A 22,004-nucleotide genomic window follows, 5' to 3' on the forward strand; every position below is an offset into this window, starting at 1 on the left:
GTCCCGCTATCGGGTTGCGTGGTCCCACTGTCAGGCTGGGTTGTACCACTGTCAGGTTGGGTCGTCCCGCTATCGGGTTGCGTGGTCCCACCGCCGGGTTGGGTTGTTCCACCACCGGGCTGAGTGGTGCCGCCGCTAGTAGCGGTTCCAACCCAAGCGTCATAAGAGAACGGAAACTGCTGAGCCAAATCCGAACCCGCATTCAAGTTGTCAACGATGCTGCCCGGTATGACGCCATACTGGTTGTATCCATCTTGCGCGCCAGTCGCATGATACGTGAACACGCCGTCATATTGGTGGGTCTTGACCAAAGCATTGTCCGTTACATTCCAGTCCGATTGGCCGGAATAGCCATTGATCTGGGAAACAACGTTTTGATTAATCGTGACATTGGTCGAACCACTGGCCACAGATAGCTTCGGAATTGACACACCGCCGGTCAACGCGCCAGGCACTGCCAGAACCGTGTTGTTCGAGATCGTCAAACCGTTAGTTCCGCTCACGGAAATTCCGTGTGTGTGGCCGTTGTAGATCGTGTTATTTTCGATCAGAACATTTTGGTAGGGCTGGACGATTTTACCGTTCCCCATGAAAATCGATTGCGCCCAATCCCCGGACCCCATGTCCAGGACGTTGTCGCGAATGATGATGTCGGTACTTACACCCGTAAGCCTCGAAAACTGGATAAAGTCTCCATGACCTCCAGCATTCGGATTACGTTCAAAGTCGTGAATATAGTTGCCTTCGATCACGGCGCCTTTGATGTTTTCATAAAACATCCCGTCCTCACTGATCGAATGTAAGTTGTTGCCCGAGACAGTCACATCCGTGCTGATCCCCACATACATCCCTTTTAGCCAGTCGTGGAACTCGTTGTTTGTAACATTGATGTTGTCGCTACGAAAAACAAACAAGCCCTGACCCCATCCGTACCCGTCAGCTGTCGCGGATACTCCGGTGGCCACATCCCCCGAGAACGTGGAGTTATCAACCGTGATGTTCGAGCTGTTCACGATTGAAAACGGCCGATAGCTTTTTGCTTCCCCATTAAAGCTATAGTCGAAATTCAGATCTTCGAACGCAATGTTCGACGCGTTGTTCACGTTCATCGCCGTGATCGTAGCGGGTGCGTTCGCATCCGCGGACTTGATTGTTACAGTCGATGCATAGTTCGCGCTTAAGTTCAGCGCGCCATAATCACCTGCTGCAAGAAGTATCGTTTCCCCACCTTTCGCCTGAGACAAAGCCTGATTCAGCTCGGCCGCAGAGGTTACCGTAATTGTGGTCGACATGTTTCACCTTCTGTTTCATAGGCGCTGTGAGTGGCAGCGCACGAGAACCCGCTCACCCGGGACAAAGGGAACAGCCGCACAAGGGCGACAGGTTGGCCAGAATATGGCTATGTTTGGAAACTGTTGCCTGTATTGAGACAGTTTTGCCTCATTGCCTTCATTTCCGAGTGAACTCGATACTCGATACCGGGAATTGTTCCCCATCCCTTAGCGGTCATCTTAGGGTGTGACGAATTGATTCCGGGGTCGCAACAATGGTCAACAAAATGCCATAATTCAGGCGTGACCTCGCGTATCTGCGCTAGACATCGGCAATCACTTGCTGGGTTCCCCAACGTCAACCGCTCGGCGAGCCTCCCTGCCCACGCTCACTTAGTTTCATTTCGATACTGAAAAGTGGCAATGAGAAGATGAGGCGACACCGCAGAGCGCAATTGGCAATCAGCTGGACATCAGATGCAGACCGATAAAAAAAGGTTTCGCACCTCGGCCGGGTGAGCCCGTCTGGCCGCACAGCCAAACCAGGCGCTCAATACTGGCGGCACCGGGCCAATCCTTGAATCCCATCTTGTTTGTTTCCGCATTCACGACACTGTGCGCGATTTCTGCGCGCAAACCGACCTCAAAACCGGTCCTTGCGCCCAGAATTTTGGGAATAGCGCCCATTTGCCAAAAAAATTTGCGACAACAGCACAGCCTGAGTGTATAAATTAACAAAGTTGGTTTCCCTGACTGGTTGTGCAGGGCGGCGTATGAGTTCTTAAAGTTATCCGATGAGATGATCTTGTTATGATCGATATTGAGGCACGACACGAAGTCCAGGGTGGCAGCAACCGTAATTTTGGTTTCGTTTTTGCAGCCGTATTCACCATCATTGGTCTATGGCCGCTGATCCACAGCGGAGGCTTGCGGTATTGGGCGCTGGCGATTGCGGTCGCGTTTGTGCTGGTTACTTTGCTGCGCCCCTCGTTGTTGTCGGGCGCAAACCGGCTGTGGACTAAGTTCGGCCTACTGCTGGGCGCAATTGTTGCGCCTATCGTTATGGCGTTGGTCTTTTTTCTGACCGTGACACCAACCGGACTGATCATGAGGGCCTTGGGAAAGGACCTTTTAAGACAAAAACTAAACAAGGACACAAACACATATTGGATTAAACGCACGGAAAACGTGGGTTCGATGAAAAATCAATTTTAGGAGTATCGGATGTCGTTTCTGATGGAGATGTGGCAATTTCTCAGGTTTCGAAAGAAATTCTGGCTTCTTCCGATCCTTGTCATGATGGTTCTTTTTGGCGGGTTGATCGTTCTAAGTCAGGGTTCGGCTATCGCCCCGTTCATTTACACGCTGTTCTAGGACCGGGTCGTGACTGCAATTCTAGGAATCTCTGCGTTTTATCACGACAGCGCCGCGGCCATTGTCGTTGACGGCTCTTTGGTCGCCGCAGCGCAGGAAGAGCGCTTTACGCGCAAAAAGCACGATGCGGGATATCCGTTTCATGCGATCGAATATGTTCTGGATGAAGCTGGCCTTGGCATTGGTGACGTCGATCACATCGCCTTTTATGACAAGCCATTCCTAAAATTCGAACGCCTACTGGAAACTTATGTCTCTTATGCTCCGCGCGGGCTGAACTCCTTTCGAATGGCCATGCCAGTCTGGTTGCGCGAGAAGCTGTTTCAAAAAGACTTGCTGAGCCGGGAACTGCGCGGACACGATCCCGAATTTCGGCCTGGTGACAAACTGATGTTCAGTGAACACCATTTCAGCCACGCTGCCAGTGCTTTCTTTCCCTCTCCTTTTGAAGAGGCGGTCGTTTTGACGCTGGATGGTGTCGGCGAATGGGCCACGACGACATTGGCGATCGGGCGCGGCAAAGACCTGAAGATTGAAAGGGAAATCCATTTTCCCCATTCGATCGGCCTGCTCTATTCGGCGTTCACGTATTACACGGGCTTCAAGGTCAACAGTGGTGAATACAAGGTCATGGGGTTGGCCCCCTATGGCGTCCCCCGCTTCAAGGATGTCATTCTAGAGAACCTGGTTGACCTGAAGGAGGACGGGTCCTTCAGGCTGGACATGCAGTATTTCAACTATGCCGTTGGTCTGACGATGACCAACCAACGTTTCTCTGACCTGTTTGGCGAACCTGTGCGCCAACCTGAAAAAGACCCACTGACCCAGTTCCACATGGACATCGCGGCCTCGGTTCAGGTCGTGACCGAAGAAATTGTGCTGCGGCTGACCCGCTCTGCCGCGCAGGAATATGGCATCGAAAATCTGTGCATGGCCGGGGGTGTGGCGCTGAACTGCGTTGCCAACGGTCATATCCTTCGGGACGGCGCGTTCAAGGATATCTGGGTGCAGCCTGCCGCCGGAGATGCCGGGGGCGCGGTTGGGGCCGCATTGGCGGCATGGCATACGGAACTGAAAAACGAGCGTCAAAGCAGCAGCCCGTCCGACAAGATGCAAGGCTCTTATCTGGGTCCATCCTTTGCACAGGATGACATTGAGCAACGCCTGACCGCGATTGGCGCAAAATTCGAGACATTCGAAACCGATGGCATGATCACCGAGGCAGCGACAGCTCTGGTCGACGGTAAGGCGCTTGGCTGGTTCCAGGGCCGGATGGAATTTGGGCCTCGCGCGCTTGGGGGACGGTCCATTATTGGCGACCCCCGGTCCCCTTCGATGCAAAAGACGCTGAACCTCAAGGTGAAATACCGGGAAAGCTTTCGCCCCTTCGCCCCTTCAGTCCTGCGCGAAGATGTAAGCGATTGGTTCGAGTTGGACTATGACAGCCCCTACATGTTGCTGGTTGCGGATGTTCAGGAAAAGATGCGCCGCACGATGACCTCGGAAGAAACACAGCTTTTTGGGATCGACAAGCTTAACGTAGTGCGCTCGGATATTCCGGCGGTCACCCATGTCGACTATTCTGCCCGGGTTCAGACCGTGCATGCCGAAACCAACCCCCTTTACCACGCGCTGATTAGCGAATTTAAGCAGCGCACCGGTTGCCCGGTTGTGGTCAACACATCCTTCAACGTCCGAGGGGAGCCGATCGTCTGTACTCCCGAAGACGCGTTCCGTTGCTTCATGGGCACCGAGCTGGACATGCTGGTCATCGGCCGTTGCATTTTGCGAAAACCTGATCAGGATCAGGCGCTGAAACAGGATTATAAAGAAGCGTTTGAGCTGGACTAGGACAGATACCTCTCGTCGCGTTGTTTGCGACACGGTCAGTATAGTGCCTACTGGAATTCGATGTATGAGACCAAAATGACGCTCGCAAGATCCAAGTCCGGCTATCGGAAACTGCTCGGGGTTTTCCTGATGGTCCCAAGTGTGGCGTTCAACAAATGGTCGGTACAAGCACTGGTCACGTCGGACGGGCAGATTGACCGGCGCCGGGACCTTGCTCAAAGCGTTGCATTGAGTGTTGCAACTCTCGGGTTTTTGACCCTGTTGATTGAACTGTCCGCCTTGACCGGCCTCATCGATTATCAGCAGATCTTTATACCCAATAGAATTAGCCTTTTAGGACCCCATAACCGGGTCTATGAGCCGGACGGGTTCTATAGCCAACCCAAAAACGACCAGTATAGCAAGACACGACCGGGGGATGCCGTGTTAACATTTGGCGCGCGCACGCGGTCTGGTCACTTCATTGACGCGGCTTGGTCTGAAGAAACGGTAATGCATTTCGCCTATCCCCCTCCCGATAGGGTCGAGGCACGCTTGGCCTATCTGAAAGAGCTATTGATACAAGGGCATGCTCTTGTTCGGGAAAATGGCGGGAAGCTTCTGGTCGCGCACATCCCGATTAAGACAGATGTTTATCGCGATTTGCTGGCCTTTCCCGATGACAGCGTCTTACAGGACTGGGTGTCATTGGAACTGGCCGCTGAACTTAAGACATTGGCCGATGAGAACGGCATAGGCTATATGGATTTGACGCCTGCCTTGCGGAAGGCCGCCGCTGACGGAACATTGGTTTATTTTCTGAACGATGCGCATTGGACCCCAAATGGTCATCAGGTCGCCGCACGGGCAGTGATTGATCACCTGACAACGAAAGGCTGGTTGGATTAGAGTGCTGGTATGAAAATTCTTTCCTTCAAATCCGGGCATGATGGGGCGGTCGCAGGGGTCGACGCGCCAAAACAGCATCTGATGTTTTCCTATGAAGCCGAGAAAGACAGCCTTCCCCGAAACTCACCAATTGACCCGAATACCCTCCTCGACGCCGGGCTGTGGTTCAACGAGCTTCCTGACGTTCTGGCGCTGAGCGGTTGGTCGACGCCGGGGGAAAGCCATACCGCCATATCCGGTGCCGGAAGCTTTGGCATAGACGAAAGCACGGCCATTGTCGGAACAAAGAACTTTTTCGGGAAACGGCTGGACTATTATTCTTCCTCGCACGAACGCTCGCTCATCTGGGCGGCTTATGGGCTGTCGCCCTTCGAACAGGGCGAGCCTTGTTATGTCCTAGTCTGGGATGATGCGCTGGGTGATTTCTATGAAATCGATCGCAACCTAAAGATACATCACATGGGGCGGGTGCTGGCTGCGCCCGGGCGCCGATTTTCCTTTCTCTATGCGCTTGCCGACCCCAGTTTTTCGGGAACGGATAATACCCCGGGAAAGGAGTTTTCCAGCAAACTGCAATCAGCCAGCGCACATGGCGAGGCAAACGTGATTGATGGCGACGCACAGGGTTTGATTGACGCACTGTTACAAAACGGCGCGGATTCTGGTTTCCTAAACAAGGAAGCGTTCAAAAACTCACCCTACTACAACATTGGCGTCACTTCGCCCAGATTCCACAACCTTGCGGCCAGATATTCAGACGCGGTGTTTTCCCGCTTCCACGACTTCGCAAAAGCCAATCTGACCAAGCGCTATCCGCTGTTGATTACCGGAGAATGCGGCCTGAACTATCGCTGGAACACGCGTTGGCGGGACAGCGGCCTGTTCCGCGATGTCTTCATCCCCCCATGCACCAATGACTCGGGCAGTGCAATCGGTACAGCGGTTGATGCCATGCGTCATTTTACGGGGCGGGCCAAACTGGACTGGACGGTGTATGCAGGCCAGCCATTCAACGACGACCGGGTAGATATGCAAGGTGTCACCAGCCGCGAATTGAATCTTAGAGAGGTCGCACAAGCGCTGCATGACGGAATGGTCATCGGCTGGGTCATGGGAAATTGCGAAATTGGCCCCCGGGCGCTTGGGAACCGCTCGATCCTGGCGGCGCCCTTTTCCAACGAAACACGCGACCGGGTAAACAGAATCAAAGGCCGTGCGGGCCTTGCGCCAGTGTCACCCGTTTGCCTTGAGGACGATGTGTCGAACCATTTCGACTGGTCTGGCCCCTCGCCGCACATGCTTCATTTTCAGCAAGTGACTAACCCAAACCTTAGGGCGGTAAGCCATGTGGACGGGTCGGCACGGGTGCAGACCGTGACTAAAGACCAGAACGCGATGCTGTATGACCTGCTAACCGAGTTCAAGGCAACCAGCGGCGTCGGCGTCTTATGCAACACGTCGCTGAACTTCAAACGCTCGGGCTTTATCAACAAGACAAGCGACCTTTACAAATTCGCGCGCTCTGTTGGACTTGATGGTTTTGTCGCCGGCAGATCGTTTTATCGGCTCTAAGACGCGCTCTGACTGGTAACAGGGCCGCGATAGACAAGGCTTTCTTATGTGCCTAATATTTCTTGTACAGCCAATATTATAAAGAGTTACTCCTATGAGACGTATAAATATCTCTGTTGGCATCCTGTTTTGGTCCATTCTTGTGTTCGCATCTCTGGCAACGCCATTGCTTGCAGCGTCGGCTTGCTCTGGGTTTAAAGGCGGATCACAATCGCAAAACGGCCAGGTTATCCAAAACGCCCAGGGCCTCAATCAAGCCCTCAATCATGCCAACGGCGGGGAAACCTTGCTGTTGGCCGGGGGAAACTACGACGCTTTGATCGTAAAAAGGGCTTTCAAAACCCCAGTCACGATCCGGTCTGCTGATCCAAGTTCACCGGCATGTTTCACAGGTTTACGCCTGAAGAATGCTGGCAATCTCATGCTGGATGGGTTGATGTTCGACTATTCCTTCCAGCGTGGCGACAAGCACCGTACTAACCATTTCGGCATTGCTAACGGTCACAACATCACCATCACCAATTCCGTATTCGACGGGGATTACAACACCGGCATAGGGCACGGCCTTGGCTTGCAGATCACGGGCAGTTCTAAAATAACCATCTCGAACAGCCTGTTTCGTAAATGGTGGAAAGCGCTGACTGCGTTCAAAACCACACATCTGACGCTGAGCCGAAATCAGTTCTATGACATTCGGGCTGATGGAATGGCCCTAAGCGGAATTGACAACCTGACGATCGAACTCAACAGGTTTCACACTTTCCGCGGCGGCAACAGCCGCGATCACCGGGACATGATCCAACTGATGCGGACGACGAACCGAGGCAGTTCGAATATCGTGATCCGGGACAACGTCTTTGACATCGGAGCCGGAGATTATACCCAGACGATTTTCATGGGCAAAAGCGGTAAGAATACAAGTGACCCCCTTTTGCGGCACAAGAACGTGCTGATTGAAAACAACGTGATCTACAACGCGCATATGCACGGCATTTCGGTTCATGGGGCCGACAATCTTTCGATTCGCAAAAACTCGATCATCCGGGTCCGCCAACCGAAAGGCGGCAAGGTATCGATCCCGCGCATAAATATCTCATATTCGACTTCTGTCGTAATCGAGCAAAACGTAGTCAGCGGGATCAACGGGTACCAGAACCAAAAGGATTGGGCCGTACTCAACAACGTCATTGTTCAGGATCAGTCCCCTTCGAGCCCCGGCTATTATGACCGAGAGTTCATCTATTATGCGACCGGGGCCGCCAATGGCTTTCACGAATACGGGGTGCGCCCTGGCAGCGAGGTCGACCGCCTTAAAGCCGGGTCCACGCTCGTCAATAATTACCCGACACGCCAATAGGAGCCTGCACGCCTTCTATCAGTTGTTTCTATAGCGACGTCACTTGCGCCGATAGATAAGAACGTGTCCGTCCCCAAGCGTGCCAGCAAAGGTGCGTTCAAGTTCCAGTTCCTTATTAGCATCCGTCCCAAGCCGTGGAATGACGCGCAGCATCCGGTTCGGAAACAAAACCACCAGCGCCACAGGTCCGGGTTGTTCCATCGCCTTGGCATAGCCCTCTGCATCGCCGATGGTTTTCCAGTCAGCATCAAAGTGACTTTCAAAAACAGGGCCGCCGGGATTGATGGCATAAACGCGTTCTGAAGGGCCGCGCGTTTCTTCGACAAAGGCAAAAGCCCCGGCCAGGTTCTGTTTAGGAGCATCATAGTTGCGCTGTACCAGAAACATGGACACAGCAACCATCACCAGAACACCTGCGATAAACAACGGCCGCGAAATCTGAGGCCGTCTGAACAGCCGCGCCACCAGACCGGCACCATAGCCGCAACCGACAACGACAAGAACAATAACCGGACCGATATCGACAAAGAAAAACCTCGGCCAAATCCGCATATCCAGCGACATGAGAATAACCAGCGTCACGACGATATGCATGGCGATGGTGACAAAAAACAGAGGCTGTTTCGTATGCGTCCCCAACGCGCCAAAAGCAATGGTCACCAACCCTGCCACGGCCACGATCACTGTCAATGGCCCGGTATTACCAATTGCAGTTCGCACGCCTTCGAACATAGTCCAGATCGGGTTTTGATAGACCTGCATCTTGTCGACAGAGGACGTCGCCGATATCTCACCCATGGTATTCAGAACACTGGGTAAAATCGGCAAATAGGCTAAAAAGGTCAGAACCAGCGCAAGGGCAACGCCGATCAGTGGCTGCAGCATCCATTCGCGAGTCAGGGGGGCCTCACGACCGAACCCGGTCACCAGTGAGATCAGCCAGACGAACCCTAGCGCGACAAAGAAAAATGCACCCGTCAAATGCGTGAAAACAGCGGCGGCGGCGGTCAGTCCAAAGGCGATCCAGGTTTTCATCGCCGGACGCCGCACACCCCGCAGAAACAGAATGAGGCCAAGCACACTCCAAAAAGCAAGCTCGGTATACCCGCGCGCATTCTGTGAGAACCAAACCTGATGATAGGACAAGGCCACGAGCAAGGCCGAGACATGCGCGATCCAGGTGTTTGCGACCTCTTTGGTCAGCCACCAGATCGCGGCGACGATGCCGACGCCGAACACTACGGCTGGGAAACGGTAGACCCAGGATTCCTCTCCGAATATCTGAGAAAACAGCTTTGCCTTCATGCTGAAGAAATAATGATGGTTCATGGAATATTCGCGCATCATGTCGCCCCAGGGCAAACGAATATGCGTGTCGACAGTCCAGATTTCATCATACCAAAGCGGTGAGTTCAGCCCTGCAATTCTCAACGCGGCAGCGAGCAGCAGAATGAACAATAGAATTGCCAAATCACTGCGGCCAATCGCGGGGGATGGCGGCTTCATGTCAGCTTCTCCGATCACGCGCGCATCTCCGGGTACCAAACCTATCCTAACCTTGCACGAGCCAGACACAGCCGCCCGCTGAAACTTGTCCGATTATCCTCGTTTCCATCCCACGCGTCGAAGCGAATGTACCGTCGCTGGTGTATTTTGATATGGACTGTCTCTTGATTGCAGACATTTTCACTAAATGGCCCAGATTGTTGTGGGGTCGGGCAGTCCAGCCTTGCGGATATGCCCCAGTGTACAGACGGAATGCACTAATTTCGCAGGAAATGCTGATCCAGCAAGGCCGGCATAACCCAGTTTGCTCCAAACTCGCTCAGATGATCGTCATCCCGGTAAAGAGGGCGACCGTCCAGATGAATACGGCAGAACTCATCGCATAAAATATCAGCCGGACGCGCAAGCGCCGCGTCGAATTCCCGCCCGGCATCCGCCAGAATTGCGTAAGAGCGGGAATTGCGTAGATCAAACTCTTCCCGTGACGGGGGCACGCGCAACTGAGTCCCGAACGCAGCGCTGCCTGCGAGGGCATCGGGGACGTTGAACCCGATCTCTGGTATTGACCCGACGATAAGAACCTCGATACCCCGGCTTTCCAGCCTTTGAAGCAGCCGTTTCAGACCCTGTTCCACGTGTTTTGGATTATCCTCAACCCCAGTGGGGCGCTCATCGGTTGCCGCCAGAACGGCTATTCTCCCCTCTTCGCCCGAAACCCGAACACCTTCGGTCGCCAAAGCCCAACGCGACGCCACGACAACCGCGTCTAATTCGGGCAGTCGTTCGATATAGCGCACCACCAATTCGTTATGAGTGTCGCAACCATGAGCAGGCGCCATGTCGGCGCGGCGGACCCCCAACAGCGCAGGGCAGCCAAACTTTACAAAGGCCTCGCCCGGAATGTTGTTGTCTTTCAGCCAGGAATCTATGCCGGGTAACAAAGACCCGGCATGGGAATCCCCCCACACGACGACGCGAGGTTCTGCGTCGGCCTGATTGGATGCTCCTATTTTGCAGGGTTCTTTACCGTCTTCCCACTGTCTGCACGCATCCATCAGATAATGGGATTCCTTGAACTTGTTCATTTTGGCTGCCAACTCAGCCGGAATCCTGCTTGGAACGCCCTCTTTCACAACAAGTATGACGGCTAGCCCCAATATAAGCGTGGCACCTGTGCCTGCACCCGTAAAAATACTGGCTCGCGAAAAGCCCCCTTTGCTGGCCGGAATGCGAAAGGGTCGCTCGATCAGATACAAGCTAGCCGCTGCAAGCAGAACAGACAGAAATACACAAATCATCGCCGTCATAGCGGGCAGATCCGCACTGCCGTTTTGCACTCTGGCCGCGACCAGTACCGGCCAATGCCACAGGTACAGCGAATAGGAAATGAGCCCAATCCAGACTATCGGGCGCAAGGCCAACAACCGGCCGGCAGACGTAGTGTTATTCATTCCCGCCCAGATCAAAAAAGCGGCACCTGCACAGGGCGGCACAGCCATCAACCCGGGGAACGGGGTGTTGTCCGAGATCAGAACGATGCTGCCTAGGATAATTGCCAATCCAATCAGCCCGATTACCTCAGCCACCAGCGGGCGACGGAGTGCCGGAAACGCACCGATGGCCAACAGCGCACCCAGCCCCAGTTCCCAAACCCGCATTGAGGTAAAATAGAAGTTGGCAATCGGCGCAGCGGTCGTCGCCCATATCGAAAGCCCCAGAGATATGAGTGAAATCAGCGCAATCACACCAACCCAAAAGCGGCGCGATTGTTTCGCCATTACCCACAATAATATTGGAAATCCAAGATAGAACTGTTCTTCGACCGCCAAAGACCAGGTATGAAGCAGCGGCGCCAATTCGACCCCCCTGCCGAAATAGTCACCAGCCGCATCCCAAAACCAGACGTTAGACACAAAAAGCAGCGTTGCAGCCGTAGACCTGGCAAGCGCGTCATACTGGCTGGGCAGTAGAAGAAACCAGCCGACAGCCAGGCATGCGACAAGCACTATAAAAAGTGCGGGCAGGATGCGCCTGGCCCTGCGTTCGTAAAAAGATAGCAGCGAAAACTGCCCGTCCCGGATTTCCCGCGTGAGAATTCTGGTTATCAAAAAGCCAGAGATGACGAAAAATATATCCACACCGACGAACCCGCCCGGAACTGCGCTAAAACCAGCATGGTGCAGGACAACAGGAACTACGGCGACCGCGCGAAGCCCATCAATGTCCGGTCTGTAGGAAATTTTCGACACATCGTTCACACAAACTATTAAACCCAGAAAATTTTCACCACTTCTATTTCATTTCACCCAAATCCCAAGGTGCATTTTTTGACTTTATACAGCAAGGCTTGCGGCCCCCTGTTCAATGCTCCCTTCTCTCAGCCGGTCTGTTATTCCAACAAACCGTCCAGATAAGTCCCATACTCATTCTTCGCGAACATCTCGGCCCGCTGACGTAACTGCGCGTCACTGATCCAACCCAGTTGCCAGGCTATCTCTTCGGGGCATCCCGTCTGTAACCCCTGACGTTCTTCAAGGGTGCGCACAAAATTGCCGGCATCCAACAGGCTGGCATGGGTGCCCGTATCCAGCCAGGCATAGCCCCGCCCCATGGTTTCGACCCTGAGATGACCTTTTTCCAGGTACATCTGCAGCAAGTCGGTGATCTCCAACTCGCCCCGCTGTGAAGGTTTGACCTGTCGGGCGCGCTGAGGTGCCGAACCATCCAGAAAGTAAAGGCCGGTAACGGCATAGTTCGAAGGAGGTACCGAAGGCTTCTCGATAATCTCGCGTGCTCGTCCATCCGAGTCAAAAGCAACCACGCCATAGCGCTGAGGGTCGGCCACGTGATAGCCGAACACAGTCCCACCCTCGGCATGCCCATCCGCGGCGGCCAGCAATTTGGGCAGGCCGTGGCCAAAAAAGATGTTGTCCCCCAGAACCAGCGCCGAAGGCGCGCCGGCAAGAAATTCTTCGGCCAGAATATATGCCTGCGCCAGACCGTCAGGGCTGGGCTGCACCACATAGGTCAGGCTAACCCCCCACTGGCTGCCATCCCCTAGCGTGCGCTTGAACTGGTCCTGATCCTGCGGGGTGGTGATCACACAAATGTCGCGAATACCGGCCAGCATCAGCACCGACAGCGGGTAATAGATCATCGGCTTGTCATAAAGCGGCAACAGCTGTTTCGAGACGGCCATCGTGATCGGATAGAGGCGTGTACCCGATCCCCCCGCAAGTATGATGCCTTTCCGTGCACTCATGACGCGTTTTCCAAATCTTGCAAAATATCCCTTAACCCCTGCCGCCAATCAGGACGTGTAATGCCAAAAGTTGTTTCCAGTGAGGAACAATCAAGGCGGGAATTCAATGGGCGTCTGGCGGGGGTGGGATATTCGCCGGACGGAATGTCCGTTACATCACAATCAATCTCTAATTCGGCAAAAATTGCCCGGGCAAACCCGGCCCAACTGGTGTCTGGTGCGCCCGCAAAGTGGTAGATACCCGTTTTGCCCGCATCCTTGATCAGTTGCTGCGCCATGAACAGACAAGCCGCCGCGATGTTCCGTGCGGGCGTCGGGCCGCCGATCTGGTCGGCCACAATCGACAACTGGCCTCGTTCGGCTCCAAGCCGCCGCATCGTCTTGACGAAGTTGTTGCCATGGGCCGACACCACCCACGAAGTACGCAGGATGCCGTAGGCCCCTCCGGCCTGCTTTATGCCTTGTTCTCCTGCAAATTTGGAACGCCCATACGCCCCCAACGGTCTGGTGGGATCTGCGGGTTTCCACGGGGCGTCCCCCGAGCCGTCAAACACGTAATCCGTCGAAATAGAGACGAAAGGGATGCCTAACGCCGCACATTCCCGCGCCATCACAGTGGGAGCCGCCGCGTTGATGACGGTTGCAAGCGCCTCTTCTTCTTCCGCCCGGTCAACGGCCGTATAGGCCGCCGCATTGATCACTGCCTGTGGAGCCGCCGCGCGGATTGCCGCTGCACAGGAGGCGGGCTGTTCCAGATCAACCTCAGAACGGTCGAGGCATGTCACACCCGCATACGCCGCCAGTTCCCGCGCCACCTGCCCGGTTCGGCCAAAGACAAGGATGGTCATGCTTTCATACCCAATCGCTTGCCAACGCCGTCGCGGTTCTGCAGCGCGCGCCACCAGCTTTCATTGTCCAGATACCACTGAACGGTCCGCTCCAAGCCTTCTTCAACACTGACAGAGGGTCGCCAGCCCAGTTCCTGTCGAATACGGGTCGGGTCGATAGCATAACGCGCATCATGACCCGGACGATCAGCGACAAAGGTGATCAGGTCGCCATAGGGCGTGGCCCTGGGGCGCAGACGATCCAGAATACCGCACAGCATCTGCACCAGTTGCAGGTTGGTGCACTCGTTTTCACCACCAATGTTATAGCTGCGCCCGATCTGACCTTTCTGGACCACCAAAAGCAGTGCTTCGGCGTGGTCTTCCACGTATAACCAGTCTCTAACATTGGACCCGTCGCCATAAATCGGCAATGGCTTACCCTCCAGAGCGTTCAGGATGGTGACCGGGATCAGCTTTTCAGGGAAATGATACGGTCCGTAATTGTTCGAACAATTCGTCAGCACCACCGGCAGGCCATATGTTGCGCACCAAGCGCGCACCAGATGGTCGCTAGCGGCCTTGCTGGCCGAATAGGGCGAGCGAGGATCATAAGGCGTCTCTTCGGTGAACTGACCGGTTGACCCCAGCGAGCCATAGACTTCATCGGTGGAGATATGGTGGAACCGGAAGTTGTCTGACCTCCCCTGCCCTTCCCAATATGATCGGGCCGCTTCAAGTAGGGTATAGGTGCCGGTCACGTTGGTCTCGATAAAGGCACCGGGCCCGTCGATCGAGCGATCCACATGGCTTTCAGCCGCAAGGTGCATGATCACGTCCGGGGCATATTCCGCCAGCGCCCGGTTCAGGGCCGCGCGATCCCGAATATCAGCCTCTATGAAGGTGTAGTTAGGTTCATCCGCCACCTCGGCCACATTGTCGAGGCAGGCCGCATAGGTCAGCGCATCCAGATTGACCACCTGATGCCCATCCCGAACCGCCCGCCGCACGACGGCCGATCCGATAAAGCCCGCACCCCCTGTGACCAGCAGCTTCATGGCCTGCCCTCCCAGACAAATGGGCTGTCGAATTCGGCTAATATGGGGGCCACTGCGTCCTTGTCAGACAGCACCGGGTCGCCGGTCAGGCCCCAATCCACACCGCAACTGTCCCAGCGCACTGTTGCCTCGCACTCGGGTGCATAATAGTCGGTGCATTTATAGCAAATCTCAGTATTGGTTTTCCGCGTGACAAATCCGTGCAAGAACCCCTTGGGCACCAAAAGCTGTTTTCCGTTCTCTGCCGTCAGATCAATACCCAGCCACCGCCCGTATGTGGGTGAACCTTTGCGGATATCGATCACTACATCAAACAATGCCCCCTGCCCACAGCGCACAAGCTTATCCTGCGCATGGGGCGGCGACTGGAAATGAAACCCCCGCAGAGTCCCAACACCAGCAGAAACCGAATGATTATCCTGCACAAAGTCCAGGACGATCCCATGTGCGCCCAAGGTTTTTCGGTTCCAGGATTCAGAGAAAAAACCGCGCTCATCCCCGAACCGCTTAGGCGTCAGGATAAGGACGCCAGATAAGGCGGTTTCTTCAATCTGCATGCACTCAAAACCCGTGTTAACACAACATATTATTAGCAATTGAATACAGGGCTGTCATGAATGGGCGCGCGAATAGAGCAGATCATGTTGCACCCAAAGACCAGCCCACACTTTGATCAAACAGGTGGATCGATCACCGCGCATCGGCAACGTGCCGAGTAAATCCGTCACCAACTGCATCGAATCCTGTTCGTGGAGGCGTCAAGTTGCAACGCGCTTTATTATCGCCGACACCAGATCGCCCACATTTTGGAGGTTCGCAACCTCACCGGTGCTGAACTGAAGCCCTGGAAAAGCTTTCTCGATGGCGATCAGCAACTGGATGTTCGTCAGGGAATCCCAATCCTCAATCGCTTCGGCCGTGGTCTCAGGGCTCAAGGTGATCTCGTCATCCTCGAAGACGTCCTGAAAGACCGATGTTAAACGCTGCCATACCTCACTTTCGGTCACGCAAAATCCTCCACTATTTCAATGCTGACTGGAAACGGTTCGAACCCTGCAAGTGTTCGGCTCCAATTTGTACCACTTTGTTCCGCAGGACTGTCCTTTTCAAAGTTAAGGTCGGCATAGAGGTTTTCGACCAGGCCGTTCTTTGCCGTTGGCCGGTAGAGACCCCTTACATTTGCAATCCCTCGGCGCACGGCTTCCTGCAAAAGATAATTCGCCATAGCAAACTCGGCGCCTCTTTTGAAAACGCGGCAGCTCATCAGCCAAAGATCGAGTGTCAGCGTGTCACCCACAACAGATCCTGCAGCTACGCTGATGAGGCCATTGTCACCAAAGCTGTCCTTCAACCTCATATACGCCGTAAGCGTGCTGTCACTGGCTGCCAGTGCCTCTACCTCGGATTGCGTCATCCGTTGGGTAGTCAGGTTAAACTGATTGGTTTTATTGATAAGCTGCGTAATCCGGTCGAAATGCTCTGGCTCGAACGGGCGGATCACCGCTTTCTGATTCAACGAGCGCAGATAGCTGTCATAGTCTACTGCGCTTTCCGCAAGCTCGGTACGCGATCGATTGGCTGCGTATTGTTCGGATTTCTTGCGGTCCTCACTGGTAATCTCGATTGTCTCAAGCCAGCCGGACCTGCTTAGAAGATATGGGTATTCCGAAGGATCGTCGCCCACTTCCAGAACACGCACTTCCGGTAAGCTCTGCCGTACCAAAGCACGCTCCGCCGGGTTGTCATCGACAAATATGATCGCGTCGAGCCCGATGTTCAGTTCCTTTGCGATGGCTGCGATACTATCGGGCTTGGGTCCCCAGTTTGCCTTGAACGACACGAAATCGGCGAATTTCAACGCCATGTCATCCAGCGTATCGAATGGCGCGCGCGCGTTGGCGTCTTCGTTTTTTGAGGCCACGGCAAGAAGAATGCCACGCGCCTTCAACTCAAGCAGATAGTTTTGAAAGGCCAGGAAGGCCTCACCTTCAGCGCTGCCCTGGCCAATCTTGATGCCATTCACCCCATCGTCACCGACAATTCCGCCCCACAGGGTATTATCCAGATCCAGCACGATACATTTCGAAGTCTTGCCGTAGATGGCCGCGATAATCCCAGCCATGTCGCGCACAAGCGGGATCATGCAATCGAATGAGACAGGTTGTTTGGCATGGTACCAAAAGCGGGGGTCAAACCATTGTTGGACCCCGTATTGGGCCGAGAGAAGCTCCAGGTCCAGTGTATGGACATATTTTGGTGCCCGCTCCGTCAAAAGCTGATTGATCCGACGCACGAAATTGGTTCGGTCCCAAGGCAGGCGACGGCTAAGGTGACCGGTCGATGAAGTCGGTGGCAGATGCAGGTTGCCAAGGATGATTTCAGCCCCGGATTCCCGATTGAACGTTGCGCAAATGTTGTTCAGCCACAGGTCAACAAACCGGTCGGCCAGCTTTGCCACGCCCGCCTCAGTATCCCCCACGGCTGGCCATTCAGTGATATCTGATGCCCCAAGCAGAAGAACTGCAATCTGCGGAGAGAACTCGGCCGTAGCACTGGCAGAATCCATAAGCTCGGAGACATGAGTGTTGAAGTCCGGGCGGTGAATGCGGGCGCGAAGGCCAAAGCTGTCAAGCTCTGCACGAAGAGGAAGTTCAAGGAAGTCCGTTGTTGCGCCGCTCAGAAGCGCAACCCGCAATTCGGCGCGCCCGTCATCGCCGGCGGTCCGGTCGATCTTGCGCCATTTGCGACACAACGAGAGATAGTCCTGAATGGACTCAGTCGCTCGCAGAGAACCCAGAATCCGGGTCCGCGTTTGTTCGTCGGGCATAGCTGTGTCAGGGGAAAAACTCCCTGCCTTTACACCTGAAACCATTTAACCTCCCCCAAAATTCAGGGTAATTGCTTAACTAGTAACACTATAATCAATCACTTCGACAATAAATTCTCTTTCCCCCTCACATTAATTCAATAATGACTGAATCCAAGCTGTTACGTGGGCCGTCAAACGCTGTGACCCTTCTGGTATGGTGTGTTCAGCATCGAAAAATTCACTATCGTGCGCAAAAACACTCAGATCGAGAAACGGTGCTTGACCAATGCCGTCGTGGATCGCTCCGAGATAGTCGTCATACTCGAAAGTAAATCGTTCGCGGGAATATGACCGCTCGGGCATATTTACGACTGCGACGCCTATGCCATGCGCATCAAGGAACTCCATAAGCTGGCGCAGACGTTCAGCTGCAGCGCCGCTATTCTTGCGCGCATCCCAATCGAAAACGGACTCCCACCAGCCGCCTGACATAAAATTAGCAAGATCCGCTTCGCTCAGGCCAGCACTTCTGGCAAATTTGTAAGGTGATACAAGCCTTCCCTGCCTTTCGACCTGCGATTGCCACATATTCAGCAACCCGGTTTGGCGCAAGACAGACTCGCCAATGGGCCATTCTTCGAACTCGCGACCCCAATAGGCAGCCCAAGCACGCAGCGCAGACCTGAAACGCTCGGGCTGCTTTCCGACAAAGCGGATTTTGGCCCGCGCAGCGCCAAATAGCGATTTTTTGTGCAGCTCAACCCCGTTTGGACCAGTTGTCACGAACCAGGGGCTGTAGGTATCAACAATTGATTTAAAAGGCCGATCGGGCGGCAGGTTGGCAATGAAACGGGGCCCGAGGCCAAGGACGACATAATCCGGCAACGCGTCTTCACCGTATGCTGCCTCGATCAGTTTCAGCGAGATTGTCACGTCTTCAATCGTGCCCAGACTGATCCCCCCCTGATAGATGTGATAATCGGGAAACGCCTCCTGCACCTGCTCCCATCGCAGGTTCTCGCGTACTGTAGAGGGGCCAGCCAACATGATGACGGGTTTGTCCTGGACCACAAATTGCGACGGCAGCAGAAAGCGGTACCAGCTTTCCTGTTTATATGGGAACATGAAAAAGCTGCGCTCGGCGCTGATGGCCAGCCATGTCAGCGCCGAAAAGACCAACACAACGACGACCCCAATTGTCCCAAGGGCCGCGAGCGAAAGGCGCAGTTTCCTAGAAACCCGTGTAGACAAAGTCGACCTCCGTCGCGGAGAAAACAAAAAGAATACCAACAAGCCCGGCTGCGACGAGAATCTTCATGGTCATCCGAACAGACCGATTGGGGAAAAGGGCCGACCACATCACAAAAGACCTTTCAAAAACGCAATGACGCTTGGTGTGTCCAACTGGAAGAACAGGAACGCAAAGGCAGCCGCGTGCAAGGTAATCGCCATTCCGACTACCCGTCCGGGCCAGCTTGCCCTGATCTTTCGCAGCCGTTTTTTCCCAAGGCGCGCCACCAAAACGTGATCCCATATCCGATAAATCGCGAGCCACGTCCCATGCACGAGACCAAAGATCAAAAAACCGATTGTGGTGCCGTGCCAAAGGCCAGAAACAAGCATGGTCAGCATGGCCGCAATGATCCCGGCAGCCAGCGGCAAACTGGCGAATGAACTGGAACTGAGGGCCTTTTTATACACCGGGTTGAACACGTAGTCCGTTAACCACAACGTGAGAGTTCTGTGCTGGCGGAGCCAGAAATCAGCGATGTTCTGGGCAAAATACGGGTTGTTGAAATTCTCGGGTGGCCGAATGCCCATCAGACTGCCGATACCGATCACGACGTCGCAGTAGCCGGAAAAATTCATATAAAGAAAAAAGTAGAAGGCTACCAATTGAAGCCAGAATTCACCCAAACTCAACGCAAGGACATCGGTGTTGGGCTGTAGCGCAAAACGGAAGATGAATGTTCCGATGACGTATACTTTGACAAGCCCCCAGAGAATTCTCAGCCCGGCATCAAGATGAGCTTCATACGTCATCTCGATGGCTTGGGTACGATCTGCCCATTGGTCGCGAAAATCCTGATACCGTTGGATCGGACCCATCATGAACGTTGTAAACGCCAAGAGGTAGTTGGGATAAACAGCGGGATCAATGCGGTCGATGACACCCGACCGGGCATCAATCATGACATGCAAGATACGAAACAACAGAAAGCTCAAACCAACTGTTTGCAGGAATGACAGGCGTGCTGCTTCCGGCAGGAACAATCCCAGGAATTCATAGTCCAGCATGTAGATAAAAACGAGGACCAGCAGAGTTGCCGACAGAATTGCCGCCCATCTGGACGCCGTAAGATGCACCCGGGTCAGCCCCCACCCCAAACCTGAAAAGAACAAAGTTGAAGCCAAACCGATTGGACCGAGAAGCGCAAAAATGAAGGCGATATTGGCGCCAAGAAAGCCGACCGTCCGCACAGGCCCTGTCGAAGACGCAACCAAGATTATGGCAAACGCCGAAAACAGCAGGAATTCCCAAGATAGCAAATCTATGAACATTTCACTCTGAACTAATACTCAAAACCGAATACTTTTCACCCTTTCCCGCGTGCCGACCCCTGAAAACATCAGATACTGAAACCAAATAGTTTCAGCACAGATCGGGCCGTTTACAGGTACACCATTTGTCAGTTTCATAGCATTTTTGAGCAAGTCAATGGAATCCTGACGTTGTTTCCAATCAAGCATCATTGTCTCATTCTCAGGCGAAGAGATGAAAGGCATGAGGAACGAGGCCAAAAGGACAAAAAAGGCCACAGACCAACGCGGCTGGCATTCTGAGTGGCAGACAACATCGTTCCCTTGACGCGGCATTTTGTGCTATGAGCGGAATGTTACTTTGTTAAAGGGTTTGTCGTGTTGCGGATTAAAGGTCAGGACCAGTCGAAGGCAATAGGCAACAAAATAAGCTGTGGGTTGGACTGAAACCGGATGTGGCGCGTCGTTGCTATAAATGCCTTGATCCTTGCGGTTCTTCTGATTGGTCTGGAAGCCACGCTTGCCTGGCTTGTCACGCGGGAGTCTCCGACGGGCATCCGCGCAGTGGACCGGCTTGCGCAAAAGATTTACTGGGCGAATGTCTCGTATGTTCAATACCTTCCGGAATGCGCACGCTACGATTCTGAGCTGGGCTATACGTTGCAGCCCGGCAATTGCACCTTCGAAAACACTGGCTTTTCAACCGAGCTTGTAGTGAATTCAGCAGGATACCGCGATGATGAGGCGTCTCTTGATGCGCCCGAAATCGTGGTTCTTGGCGATAGCCAGGCAATGGGTTGGGGTGTCGGGCAAGGAATGACCTTTGCCGACGTTATCGAGGCCGAAACCGGGCGCAAAACGCTGAACACCGGCGTGTCGTCCTATGGCACAGTCCGAGAGCTTATGACGCTGGACCGACTTGACCGCAGCAACCTGAAGACAGTGATTGTCCAATACAGCGACAATGACGGCTACGAAAACCGACGCTATCTTCACGACGGCACGCTGTCTGCTATGTCGCAAGAAACCTATGCCAAACTCGTCGCCGAAAACGAAGGGACAGGCGGAGGGTTTGGGCATTACTTGCCCGCCTTCCTTAATGAGCTTCGCTGGCGTTTCATTGGCGGCGAGGATGGCGAGGATGAGCAGTACGATCTGCAAATGGCAGACCTGAGTGGCCCCGATGTGTTGATCGAGGTTTTGGCCAATTGGGATTGGGGCCCCACCCCACCGCACCTGATTGTATTCGACGTGAACACAGGCGGTCGGGGGGGGCGTTTCACCGAAGTCCTCTCGACCTCGCCAGACCTCGACCTTTTGCGCGCAAAGGTATCTGACTTAACGATCCTTCATACGCCGGACATACTGGAGCCCGAGGACTATCTTTTCCCGGACGGGCATTTGTCGGAAACGGGTCATCAAAAGCTTGCCCGTGCGATAGTTGAGAACCAAATTTTTGGTCAAGCAGACTTAAAGTTTGGCTCAAATTGATTTCCATCAATCTGTTTAATCTGCGCCCAGGGATCGAAAGGTGATCTTTTTTGACTGAGCGAGGCGCAAATAGCCCATCGAGAACCTGAGCCCCCTTAATTGAACCGATCTACTTCGGCGATCAGAAAATGGACAACAACCGACAAAAGCCAATGGAAATTTACAGAATCTACGACGGGTTGATGGCCTTGCCGGAG

At 54.0% G+C, this 22,004-nt stretch carries 19 protein-coding genes; 7 read left to right on the plus strand and 12 right to left on the minus strand.

What is annotated here, in order from left to right; all coding sequences use genetic code 11:
- Nucleotides 1–1,292: right-handed parallel beta-helix repeat-containing protein (locus ACR0AL_RS07835; RefSeq protein WP_480567109.1), on the minus strand; the 1,292-nt coding region annotated here is incomplete at its 3' end.
- A gap of 789 nt (nt 1,293–2,081) precedes the next feature.
- Between ACR0AL_RS07835 and ACR0AL_RS07840 the strand changes: the two genes are divergently transcribed.
- From ACR0AL_RS07840 to ACR0AL_RS07865, 6 genes are all read left to right on the plus strand, one after another.
- Nucleotides 2,082–2,486, plus strand: a complete 405-nt coding sequence (locus ACR0AL_RS07840) for an SxtJ family membrane protein (RefSeq protein WP_170349857.1) — start codon at nt 2,082–2,084, stop codon at nt 2,484–2,486.
- Nucleotides 2,487–2,495: 9 nt separating this feature from the next.
- Complete coding sequence (locus ACR0AL_RS07845) at nt 2,496–2,645, plus strand: DUF5989 family protein (RefSeq protein WP_170349858.1); 150 nt, start codon at nt 2,496–2,498, stop codon at nt 2,643–2,645.
- Nucleotides 2,646–2,654: 9 nt separating this feature from the next.
- On the plus strand, nt 2,655–4,496 hold the full coding sequence (locus ACR0AL_RS07850) for a carbamoyltransferase family protein (RefSeq protein ID WP_170349859.1): 1,842 nt from the start codon (nt 2,655–2,657) through the stop codon (nt 4,494–4,496).
- A 75-nt stretch (nt 4,497–4,571) separates the two neighbouring features.
- A complete protein-coding gene (locus tag ACR0AL_RS07855; protein ID WP_480662557.1) occupies nt 4,572–5,384 on the plus strand; it encodes an alginate O-acetyltransferase AlgX-related protein in 813 nt (270 codons plus the stop codon).
- Nucleotides 5,385–5,393: 9 nt separating this feature from the next.
- Nucleotides 5,394–6,956, plus strand: coding sequence for a carbamoyltransferase C-terminal domain-containing protein (locus ACR0AL_RS07860; RefSeq protein ID WP_170412491.1), 1,563 nt, complete (start codon nt 5,394–5,396; stop codon nt 6,954–6,956).
- A gap of 94 nt (nt 6,957–7,050) precedes the next feature.
- A complete protein-coding gene (locus ACR0AL_RS07865) occupies nt 7,051–8,313 on the plus strand; it encodes a right-handed parallel beta-helix repeat-containing protein (RefSeq protein ID WP_480662559.1) in 1,263 nt (420 codons plus the stop codon).
- A 39-nt stretch (nt 8,314–8,352) separates the two neighbouring features.
- Here the strand turns inward: ACR0AL_RS07865 and ACR0AL_RS07870 are convergent, their stop codons facing one another.
- The 11 genes from ACR0AL_RS07870 to ACR0AL_RS07920 all read right to left on the minus strand — a co-directional run bounded on the left by ACR0AL_RS07870 (nt 8,353) and on the right by ACR0AL_RS07920 (nt 20,526).
- Nucleotides 8,353–9,819, minus strand: coding sequence for a glycosyltransferase family 39 protein (locus tag ACR0AL_RS07870; RefSeq protein WP_480662561.1), 1,467 nt, complete (start codon nt 9,817–9,819; stop codon nt 8,353–8,355).
- A gap of 257 nt (nt 9,820–10,076) precedes the next feature.
- Nucleotides 10,077–12,077, minus strand: a complete 2,001-nt coding sequence (locus ACR0AL_RS07875) for an acyltransferase family protein (protein ID WP_480662563.1) — start codon at nt 12,075–12,077, stop codon at nt 10,077–10,079.
- Nucleotides 12,078–12,208: 131 nt separating this feature from the next.
- A complete protein-coding gene (gene rfbA / locus ACR0AL_RS07880) occupies nt 12,209–13,081 on the minus strand; it encodes a glucose-1-phosphate thymidylyltransferase RfbA (RefSeq protein ID WP_480662565.1) in 873 nt (290 codons plus the stop codon).
- Complete coding sequence (gene rfbD / locus ACR0AL_RS07885; RefSeq protein WP_170349866.1) at nt 13,078–13,929, minus strand: dTDP-4-dehydrorhamnose reductase; 852 nt, start codon at nt 13,927–13,929, stop codon at nt 13,078–13,080. Before rfbD ends, rfbA begins: the two co-directional genes overlap by 4 nt.
- Nucleotides 13,926–14,966 carry a dTDP-glucose 4,6-dehydratase gene (gene rfbB / locus ACR0AL_RS07890; protein ID WP_480662567.1) on the minus strand — a complete coding sequence of 347 codons (1,041 nt, stop codon included), beginning with the start codon at nt 14,964–14,966 and terminating at the stop codon, nt 13,926–13,928. Before rfbB ends, rfbD begins: the two co-directional genes overlap by 4 nt.
- Nucleotides 14,963–15,523 (minus strand): dTDP-4-dehydrorhamnose 3,5-epimerase, encoded by a 561-nt coding sequence (gene rfbC, locus ACR0AL_RS07895; RefSeq protein WP_170349868.1) that lies wholly within the window; start codon nt 15,521–15,523, stop codon nt 14,963–14,965. The genes rfbB and rfbC overlap by 4 nt, the downstream gene beginning before the upstream one ends.
- Before the next feature lie 201 nt (nt 15,524–15,724).
- Nucleotides 15,725–15,973, minus strand: coding sequence for an acyl carrier protein (locus ACR0AL_RS07900; RefSeq protein WP_170349869.1), 249 nt, complete (start codon nt 15,971–15,973; stop codon nt 15,725–15,727).
- Nucleotides 15,970–17,793 carry an HAD-IIIC family phosphatase gene (locus ACR0AL_RS07905; RefSeq protein ID WP_480662569.1) on the minus strand — a complete coding sequence of 608 codons (1,824 nt, stop codon included), beginning with the start codon at nt 17,791–17,793 and terminating at the stop codon, nt 15,970–15,972. The genes ACR0AL_RS07900 and ACR0AL_RS07905 overlap by 4 nt, the downstream gene beginning before the upstream one ends.
- A gap of 132 nt (nt 17,794–17,925) precedes the next feature.
- Nucleotides 17,926–18,954 (minus strand): hypothetical protein, encoded by a 1,029-nt coding sequence (locus ACR0AL_RS07910; protein ID WP_480640770.1) that lies wholly within the window; start codon nt 18,952–18,954, stop codon nt 17,926–17,928.
- 180 nt (nt 18,955–19,134) lie between these two features.
- Nucleotides 19,135–20,337 (minus strand): MBOAT family O-acyltransferase, encoded by a 1,203-nt coding sequence (locus ACR0AL_RS07915; RefSeq protein WP_170349872.1) that lies wholly within the window; start codon nt 20,335–20,337, stop codon nt 19,135–19,137.
- Nucleotides 20,338–20,355: 18 nt separating this feature from the next.
- A complete protein-coding gene (locus ACR0AL_RS07920; protein WP_480662571.1) occupies nt 20,356–20,526 on the minus strand; it encodes a hypothetical protein in 171 nt (56 codons plus the stop codon).
- Between the two features lie 243 nt (nt 20,527–20,769).
- On the opposite strand from ACR0AL_RS07920, the gene ACR0AL_RS07925 reads away from it, so the two are divergent.
- The gene (locus tag ACR0AL_RS07925; RefSeq protein ID WP_170349873.1) at nt 20,770–21,807 is read left to right on the plus strand and encodes an SGNH/GDSL hydrolase family protein; all 1,038 of its coding nucleotides are present in this window, start codon (nt 20,770–20,772) and stop codon (nt 21,805–21,807) included.
- Nucleotides 21,808–22,004: the final 197 nt, after the last annotated feature.

The organism is Ruegeria sp. BB1 (genome assembly GCF_056539465.1).